The sequence below is a fragment of the Agromyces sp. NPDC055658 genome, from assembly GCF_053618155.1.
The window spans coordinates 20,010-27,467 of the sequence record NZ_JBSHHD010000043.1 but is presented as its reverse complement, the minus strand read 5'-3'; the positions used below and the strand labels follow the sequence as shown (position 1 = coordinate 27,467).

10 protein-coding genes are annotated in these 7,458 nt (G+C 70.9%); 4 read left to right on the top strand and 6 right to left on the bottom strand.

Features of this window, described 5'->3' with window-relative positions; genetic code table 11:
• Together ACWGPE_RS16705 and ACWGPE_RS16700 are read left to right on the top strand one after the other, a co-directional pair.
• Window positions 1-422 (top strand): DUF488 domain-containing protein (locus tag ACWGPE_RS16705; protein ID WP_452049111.1); only part of this gene is annotated, 422 nt, incomplete at its 5' end.
• Window positions 423-516: 94 nt separating this feature from the next.
• Complete coding sequence (locus ACWGPE_RS16700) at window positions 517-966, top strand: CHRD domain-containing protein (protein ID WP_275506726.1); 450 nt, start codon at window positions 517-519, stop codon at window positions 964-966.
• Window positions 967-991: 25 nt separating this feature from the next.
• On the opposite strand, the gene ACWGPE_RS16695 is transcribed toward ACWGPE_RS16700, so the two are convergent.
• Both ACWGPE_RS16695 and ACWGPE_RS16690 read right to left on the bottom strand, forming a co-directional pair.
• A complete protein-coding gene (locus ACWGPE_RS16695) occupies window positions 992-1,843 on the bottom strand; it encodes a CPBP family glutamic-type intramembrane protease (RefSeq protein ID WP_452049110.1) in 852 nt (283 codons plus the stop codon).
• An 11-nt stretch (window positions 1,844-1,854) separates the two neighbouring features.
• Window positions 1,855-2,745: a hypothetical protein gene (locus ACWGPE_RS16690; RefSeq protein ID WP_452049109.1), complete on the bottom strand. Its 891-nt coding sequence runs from the start codon at window positions 2,743-2,745 to the stop codon at window positions 1,855-1,857.
• A gap of 59 nt (window positions 2,746-2,804) precedes the next feature.
• On the opposite strand from ACWGPE_RS16690, the gene ACWGPE_RS16685 reads away from it, so the two are divergent.
• Both ACWGPE_RS16685 and ACWGPE_RS16680 read left to right on the top strand, forming a co-directional pair.
• Complete coding sequence (locus ACWGPE_RS16685) at window positions 2,805-3,893, top strand: M4 family metallopeptidase (RefSeq protein WP_452049108.1); 1,089 nt, start codon at window positions 2,805-2,807, stop codon at window positions 3,891-3,893.
• Window positions 3,894-3,915: 22 nt separating this feature from the next.
• Window positions 3,916-4,215 carry a protealysin inhibitor emfourin gene (locus ACWGPE_RS16680; protein ID WP_231431365.1) on the top strand — a complete coding sequence of 100 codons (300 nt, stop codon included), beginning with the start codon at window positions 3,916-3,918 and terminating at the stop codon, window positions 4,213-4,215.
• On the opposite strand, the gene ACWGPE_RS16675 is transcribed toward ACWGPE_RS16680, so the two are convergent.
• The 4 genes from ACWGPE_RS16675 to exaC all read right to left on the bottom strand — a co-directional run bounded on the left by ACWGPE_RS16675 (window position 4,127) and on the right by exaC (window position 7,431).
• The gene (locus ACWGPE_RS16675; protein ID WP_452049107.1) at window positions 4,127-4,810 is read right to left on the bottom strand and encodes a lysoplasmalogenase; all 684 of its coding nucleotides are present in this window, start codon (window positions 4,808-4,810) and stop codon (window positions 4,127-4,129) included. The two genes, ACWGPE_RS16680 and ACWGPE_RS16675, sit on opposite strands and share 89 nt — an antisense overlap.
• A 72-nt stretch (window positions 4,811-4,882) precedes the next feature.
• Complete coding sequence (locus ACWGPE_RS16670; RefSeq protein WP_231431367.1) at window positions 4,883-5,254, bottom strand: FKBP-type peptidyl-prolyl cis-trans isomerase; 372 nt, start codon at window positions 5,252-5,254, stop codon at window positions 4,883-4,885.
• A 221-nt stretch (window positions 5,255-5,475) separates the two neighbouring features.
• Window positions 5,476-5,895, bottom strand: coding sequence for a DUF779 domain-containing protein (locus ACWGPE_RS16665; protein ID WP_275506723.1), 420 nt, complete (start codon window positions 5,893-5,895; stop codon window positions 5,476-5,478).
• 12 nt (window positions 5,896-5,907) lie between these two features.
• On the bottom strand, window positions 5,908-7,431 hold the full coding sequence (gene exaC / locus ACWGPE_RS16660; protein ID WP_231431369.1) for an acetaldehyde dehydrogenase ExaC: 1,524 nt from the start codon (window positions 7,429-7,431) through the stop codon (window positions 5,908-5,910).
• Window positions 7,432-7,458: the final 27 nt, after the last annotated feature.

The window sequence follows — 7,458 nt, the reverse complement described above, 5'->3', positions numbered from 1 at the left end:
AGGCATCCGTTGCTTCGGCGAGCGCGCGCGGCGAGACTGGGCGCATGGCCTTCGTGATCAAGCGCGTGTACGAGCCCGCCGAAGCGGGCGACGGCTACCGGGTGCTCGTCGACCGGCTGTGGCCGCGAGGCGTGAGCAAGGAGCGCGCCGAGCTCGACCTGTGGGACAAGGCGGTCGCCCCCTCCCCCGAGCTGCGCACCGAGTGGCACCACGCCGCCGACCGGCTGGGCGACTTCGAGCACTTCGCGTCGCGCTACCGCGCCGAACTCGACGAGAACGCCGCAGCCGACGCACTGCTCGAGCTTGGGCGCGAGCATGATCGCGTGACGCTGCTCTACGGCGCACGCGACACGCAGGTCAACCACGCCGAGGTGCTGCTCGACTGGCTCGCCGGCCACGGAGCCGTCGTCGAGCGGAACTGACGCGTCGCGCGCGGCAGGCGAACCGCGGCGGGGTTGAGGCGAACCGCCGCGCAGCGTAGCGTGCGTCGTGACCCGAAGGAAGCGAGCATTCATCATGATTGCGCAGCATCGGACCCGCACCGCCGTCCTCGCCCTCGCGGCCGCCGCCGCACTCACGCTCACCACGGCGGCCGCCGCGCAGGCCAGGCCACCGGGCACACCGGCCATTCCGCTGAACAACGAGCAGGAGACGACCGGCGCCACCGGCGGCGGGCACGGCTTCATCGCCTACGAGATCGCCGACGGCGAGTTCTGCTACACCCTCGAGGTCGAGGGGCTCACCGCCGGCGCCGTGGCCGCGCACATCCACCTCGCCCCGCGCGGCGTCGCCGGCGGCGTCGTCGTGCCGCTCTCGGTGCCGAACGCCACGGCCTTCACCGTCGAGGACTGCGCCGACGCCGACGCGGCCGTGCTCGACGCCATCGCCGAGAACCCGCGCGCGTACTACGTCAACGTGCACACGCCGACGTATCCCGGCGGTGAGGTGCGCGGGCAGCTGAAGTAGCGCTCACGGCGCGTCGCGACGGCGGTCAGGGCACGAACGGGAAGATCGCCGGAGCACCCGTGTGCGCGTAGACGAGCACGAGGAACACGACGAGGTCGAACAGCAGGTGCACCACCAGCACGTAGGTCAGCGACTTCGTCAGCTTGAACGTGTAGCCCTGCACGAGTGCGAACGGGATCGTGAGCAGCGGCCCCCAGCTCTGGTAGCCGAGCTCCCACAGGAACGAGACGAAGACCGTCGCCTGCAGGAGGTTCGCCTGCCAGGCCGGGAAGTGCCGCAGGAGCAGCGCGAAGACCGTGCAGATGAAGAACAGCTCGTCCCACGTGCCGACCGCGGTCACCCCGACCGCGAGCCGACCGATCTCGTTCGCACCGTCGACCGCCGGCCAGTTCTCGTAGACCCCTGACCCGATGAAGTAGGCCGGCAGCACGAGCCAGCCGGCGAGCGTGACGCCCGCGAGGTAGGCCCACTGCGTGCGCGTCCACCGGCGGCCCGTGCGCCAGGGGAAGCGGATCACCCGTTCGCGGTAGACGAAGCGCGAGACGAGGAACGGCACCGCGACCGCGAGGCCCAGCACGAGCGCGAATCGGACCATGCCCGCATCGCTGAGGTCGGCCTTCAGCGACATGGTCGAGATGATCACGAGCCCGATCGCGATGAGCGCGAGGTCGGCGAGCAGCCGCTCGGTGCGCCCCGAACGGTCGCAGAGCCACGCGGCGAGGAGCCCGACCGCGATCATCGCGTAGCCCGAGATCGGCGCCATGAACCCGAACAGCAGCACGGCGGCGCCGCACACCAGGACCGCGGGCACGAGCGCGATCGGGTGCGCGCGCAACGCCGCCGCGTCGGCGGTGTCGGCAAGGTCGATCTTCGGCAACGGCGTGCGCCCTATTCGTCGTCGCCGAGGTCGCCGCGACGCGACGCCTCGGCCCATCGGCCGAGGAACAGCGCCCCGGCCTCGTCGTGGATGAGATCGCCGGCGGTGAGCACCGGGTACCCGGTCGCGGGCACGCCGTCGGCGGGGCGCACGTCGACGTGCCTGACCGACTCGCCCCGCTCGTGCAGCCAGTCGGCCATGCGGTAGTCGCCCCGCGAGTCGCCCATCGTTCGCCAGTGCCGCGGACGGACGCCGCGTTCGGCGAGCAGCTCGATCGCGCGTGCCGCGCCGAGATCCTTGCCGAGCCGCACCGACTCGACGTCGGTGGCGATGATGCTCGGGTCGACCCGCCAGTGCACGCGGCCCGAGGCATCCGGTCGTTCCTCGTCGCCCTGCACCGTGCCGAAGCCCCTGGCCGCGAGCGCCGCATGCGCGTGCGCGTCGAAGCGCGGCTGGGCCACGAGGTAGTCGCCGGATGCCACGTGCACGTGCTGCTCGACCGACACCATCGCGCGCTTGGTCTCGTCGAAGAAGGCGACCTCGTCGAATTGCGACCGGACGACGTCGCGCATGTAGGCGGTGAACTCCTCGGGCATGGCGAGGTCGAGGTCGACGAAGACCTCGCCGAGCCCGCCACGATCGATCGCCGCCCAGACCGCCCCCTTCTCGCAGATCGCCCAAACGGGCGCGCCGGGTTCGAGTCCCGCGTCGACGAGGGGCGGCACGACCCGTTCGGCGATGAAGGCGTCCGAGCGGCCGGTGTTGAACACCACGGCGTTGCCGTCGTTCGCGAGGGCCGCGAGATCGCGCGCGATCGACGGGATCGCGATCGACCGGGTCACCGGGCTCGCGATGGGACCGTCGACGTCGAGCAGGAGGCCGAGGAGCGGGGCGCTGGTCACGCCACCAGCCTATGGCGCGGCGCGGCGCCGATGTCGCCGGCCGGTGCGACGATCGAGTCATGCAGCAGACGATCGTCCCTCCGTACCTGCTCGACCGCATCGCCGACGCCACCCACCGGTTCCCGCTCGCCGCCGAGGCGGCCCGGCGCTCGCTGCTGCACGACGCGCCGCGACGCGAACTGCGCGGGACGCCGCCGCTGCTGCCGCCCGACCGCGCCGAGCCGCGACTGCCCGCCGCGCTGCCCGACGCGCCGTCGCAGCCCGACCGCCGCATCTCCGATGCGGAGCACGCCGAGCGGCTGCCGGGCCGGCTCGTGCGGCGCGAGGGCGAACGCGCGACGGGCGACGAGTCGGTCGACGACGCCTACAACGGGCTCGGCGACACGCACCGGCTGTTCGACCGCGTCTTCGGGCGCGACTCGATCGACGGCGCCGGAATGCCGCTCGAGGCGACCGTGCACTTCGGCGAGCACTACGACAACGCGTTCTGGGACGGCGAGCGCATGGTGTTCGGCGACGGCGACGGCGAGGTGTTCCGCGGCTTCACCGATTCGCTGAGCGTCATCGGCCACGAGCTCGCGCACGGCGTCACCGAGCACACGGCGGGCCTGCGCTACCAGGGTCAGCCGGGCGCACTCAACGAGCACGCCTCCGACGCGTTCGGCGCGCTCGTCGAGCAGTACGCGCTGGGTCAGGACGCCGAGGCAGCGACCTGGCTCATCGGCGAGGGCATCTTCACCGACGAGGTGCAGGGCAGGGCGCTCCGGTCGATGCTCGAACCCGGCACCGCCTACGACGACGACGTGCTCGGCCGCGACCCGCAGCCCGCGCACATGCGCGACTACGTCGAGACGACCGACGACAATGGCGGCGTGCACCTGAACTCGGGCATCCCGAACCGGGCGTTCGCGCTCGCCGCGCGCGAACTCGGCGGCTTCGCATGGGAGCACGTCGGCCGCATCTGGTACGACACGCTCACCTCCGGGCGGCTGAGCCCGACGGCGACGTTCGCCGAGTTCGCGGCCGAGACGGTTCGCCAGGCCGAGCGGCGCTTCGGCGCCGACTCGCGAGAGGCCCGCGCGGTGCGCACGGGCTGGCAGACCGTCGGCGTGCTGCCGGCGACCGACGGGGCCGAGCGCGGCGCCTGATCGAGGAGTAGCATCCAGCACGATGGAGGTCATCGTGCAGCGCACCGGGGGTCTGGCCGGCCTCCGCACCACGTGGCGCGTCGAGGTCGACGAGCAGCCCGACCCCGACGCCTGGGTCGTGCTCATCGGCGAGCTGCCGTGGCGCGAGGTGCCCCCCGCTCCCCCCGAGCCCGACCGCTACGTCTACCGCATCGAGTGCGCCCCGCACGAGGCGCTGCTCGCCGAGCGCCAGGTCACCGGTCCGTGGCGAGAACTGGTCGACCGGGTGCGCGAGACGGCGCCGCCGCACCGCGAACCGCCAGCAGCACCCCGAACGCGATGAGGCCCTGCGCCGCGAGGTAGGTCGACATCACGGCGAGGTCGTGCGCCGCGAACTCGTATCCGGGCAGGAAGCGCCCCATCGCGAGCACCGAGTCGGAGACCACGAACAGGGCACCGCCGAGGGCGATCCAGCCGCCGTGCAGCGAAGCGCTCACCGCCATCGCGCCGATGACGAGCGCGTACGCGACGACCGGCACGGCGAGCGCGCCGGCACCGGGCAGCAGGAGGGCGAGCATCGCGACGACCCACAGCGGATAGACGAGCGCCCAGGCCGGCGGGCAACGCCGGGCCCGAGGCATCCGCAGGAAGAGCACGATGTAGGCGACGTGCGCCGCCAGGAACGAGGCGAGGCCCGCCACGAACCAGGGGTCGCCCGGGAACGTCAGCAGCACGTCGCCGCCCCACGACAGCCCGATGCCGGCGAGCAGCAGGGCCGGCACTGGCGCGCCCGAACGACGGGAGACGATCACGACGGCGAGCGCGAGCAGCGGCATGAGCAGCGCTTTCGTCGCGGTCACGCTCCAGGCGGGGCCGACGTACTGGAGCACGAGGTGCCCGATCGAGACGACGAGGTAGGGGGCGAAGGCGGGCAGCACGCTCGAATCGTAGCCGAACGACGACGAAGGCCGGCGGGCGCTCGCCCACCGGCCTTCACAGCACGGACCGACTCAGCTGACGCCGAGCAGGTCGATGACGAAGATGAGGGTCTTGCCCGACAGCGGGTGACCGCCGCCGGCGGGGCCGTACGCCTTGTGCGGGGGCACGATGAGCTGGCGGCGACCGCCGACCTTCATGCCGGGGATGCCCTCTTTCCAGCCCGTGATGAGGGCCGAGAGGGGGAAGTTGATCGACTGTCCGCGACCCCACGAGGAGTCGAACTCCTCACCGGAGTCGAACTCGACGCCGAGGTAGTGCACGTCGACCGTCGAGCCGGGCTGGGCCTCGGCGCCGTCGCCGACGACGAGGTCTTCGATGACGAGCTCGACGGGGGCCGGGCCCTCGGGAGCGTCGATCTCGGGCTTGCTGTTCGTATCGGTCATGCCCTCAATCAAAACGGATTCCACGTGCCCGTGTCCATCGCGGACGGATGTCCACCGGGGTCTTGCGCTACTGGCGAACACCATGCACGCTGGAACCCTAAGAGATCCGTCGCCCCGTAGAGATGTCGGCAGTGCCACACCACAGGGCGGCGGATTTCTGTTGCGTTCCGGCACGCCGGGAGCACGACAGGGGCAGGCGGTTCCGCCGCCCTGCGGTGACCTCAGTCCTGCATCAGCCGAGACCTGATGAGGAAGCGAACGCCCTCGGGCGCCTCGATCGAGAACCCGCTGCCGCGACCCGGGACGACATCGACGGTGAGGTGGGTGTGCCGCCAGTAGGCGAACTGCTCGGCCGACATCCAGAAGCCGGCGACGCGCGCCGACCCCGAGGCATCCCGACCGAGCTCGAGCTCGCCGAGCAGCACGTCGGCCTCACTCGTGACGAACTCGCCCGCCGGGTAGCACATCGGCGAACTGCCGTCGCAGCACCCGCCGGACTGGTGGAACATGAGGGGACCGTGCATCGACCAGAGGCGGTCGAGCAGCGTCGCCGCCGCGGGTGAGAGCTCCACCCGCGACGACGACTCCCCCGCGATCACCACCCGGCCGACGACGCCGTCCGCGAATCGTTCGAGCGACAACGCGGCCCCGATTCAGAAGAACCCGAGCGGGTTCTCGTTGTAGCTCACGAGCAGGTTCTTCGTCTGCTGGTAGTGGTCGAGCGCGAGCTTGTTGTTCTCGCGGCCGATGCCCGACGACTTGTACCCGCCGAACGCGGCGCCCGCCGGGTACGCGTGGTAGTTGTTCACCCACACCCGCCCGGCCTGGATGTCGCGGCCGGCGCGGTACGCCTCATTGCCGTTGCGGCTCCAGACGCCGGCGCCGAGTCCGTAGAGGGTGTCGTTCGCGATCGAGATGGCGTCGTCGTAGTCGGTGAAGCTCGTGACTGCGACGACGGGGCCGAAGATCTCCTCCTGGAACAGGCGCATCCGATTCTGGCCCTCGAAGATGGTCGGCTGCACGTAGTAGCCCTCGCTGAGGTCGCCGCCGAGGTCGGCGCGCTCACCGCCGAGCAGCAGCTTCGCACCCTCCTGCTTGCCGATGTCGATGTAGCTCAGGATCTTCTCGAGCTGATCGTTCGACGCCTGCGCGCCGACCTGGGTCTCGGTGTCGAGCGGGTTGCCCTGCTTCGCCTGCTTCGTCCGTTCGATCGCGTCGTCCAGGAACGTGTCGTAGATCGATCTCTGGATGAGCGAGCGGCTCGGGCAGGTGCAGACCTCGCCCTGGTTGAAGGCGAACAGGCTGAAGCCCTCGAGGGCCTTGTCGTAGAACGAGTCGCGCCGATCGGCCACCGACTCGAACACGATGTTCGGGCTCTTCCCGCCGAGTTCGACCGTCGAGGGGATGATGTTGTTCGACGCGTACTGCAGGATGAGCCGTCCGGTCGTCGTCTCGCCCGTGAAGGCGATCTTGCGGATGCGGCTCGACGAGGCGAGCGGCTTGCCCGCCTCGACGCCGAAGCCGTTCACGACGTTGAGCACGCCCGCCGGAAGCAGGTCGGCGATGAGCTCGACGAGCACGAGGATGGAGGTGGGCGTCTGCTCGGCGGGCTTCAGAACGACGGCGTTCCCCGCGGCGAGGGCCGGCGCGAGCTTCCACACCGCCATGAGCAGCGGAAAGTTCCAGGGGATGATCTGCCCGACCACGCCGAGCGGCTCCTGGAAGTGGTACGCCACCGTGTCCTCGTCGAGCTGCGTGAAGCTGCCCTCCTGCGCACGGATGAGGCTCGCGAAGTAGCGGAAGTGGTCGCTCGCGAGTGGGAGGTCGGCGTTCAACGGCTCGCGGATCGACTTGCCGTTGTCCCACGTCTCGGCGACGGCGAGGAGTTCGCGGTTGCGGTCGATGCGGTCGGCGATCGCGTTGAGGATGCCGGCGCGGTGCGCGGCACTCGTGCGGCCCCACGCGGGTGCGGCCTTGTGCGCCGCGTCGAGCGCGGCGTCGATGTCGGCGGCGGTGCCGCGGGCGACTTCGGTGAAGGCCTTTCCGTTCACGGGCGAGATGTTCTCGAAGTAGGCGCCGCCTTCGGGCTTCACCCACTCGCCGCCGATGAAGTGCTCGTAGCGCGGCTTGAACTCGATGAGCGCGCCGGGGGTGCCGGGCGCGGCGTACACGGTCATCGTGTCTCCTTGACGTCGTTGTCGGAT

Bases quoted from the DNA above. Each gene is read 5' to 3' on its own strand.
- ACWGPE_RS16685 (WP_452049108.1), top strand. From the start codon at position 2,805: ATGCAGCAGACGATCGTCCCTCCGTACCTGCTCGACCGCATCGCCGAC.
- ACWGPE_RS16680 (WP_231431365.1), top strand. From the start codon at position 3,916: ATGGAGGTCATCGTGCAGCGCACCGGGGGTCTGGCCGGCCTCCGCACC.
- exaC (WP_231431369.1), bottom strand. From the start codon at position 7,431: ATGACCGTGTACGCCGCGCCCGGCACCCCCGGCGCGCTCATCGAGTTC.
- ACWGPE_RS16670 (WP_231431367.1), bottom strand. From the start codon at position 5,254: ATGACCGATACGAACAGCAAGCCCGAGATCGACGCTCCCGAGGGCCCG.
- ACWGPE_RS16700 (WP_275506726.1), top strand. From the start codon at position 517: ATGATTGCGCAGCATCGGACCCGCACCGCCGTCCTCGCCCTCGCGGCC.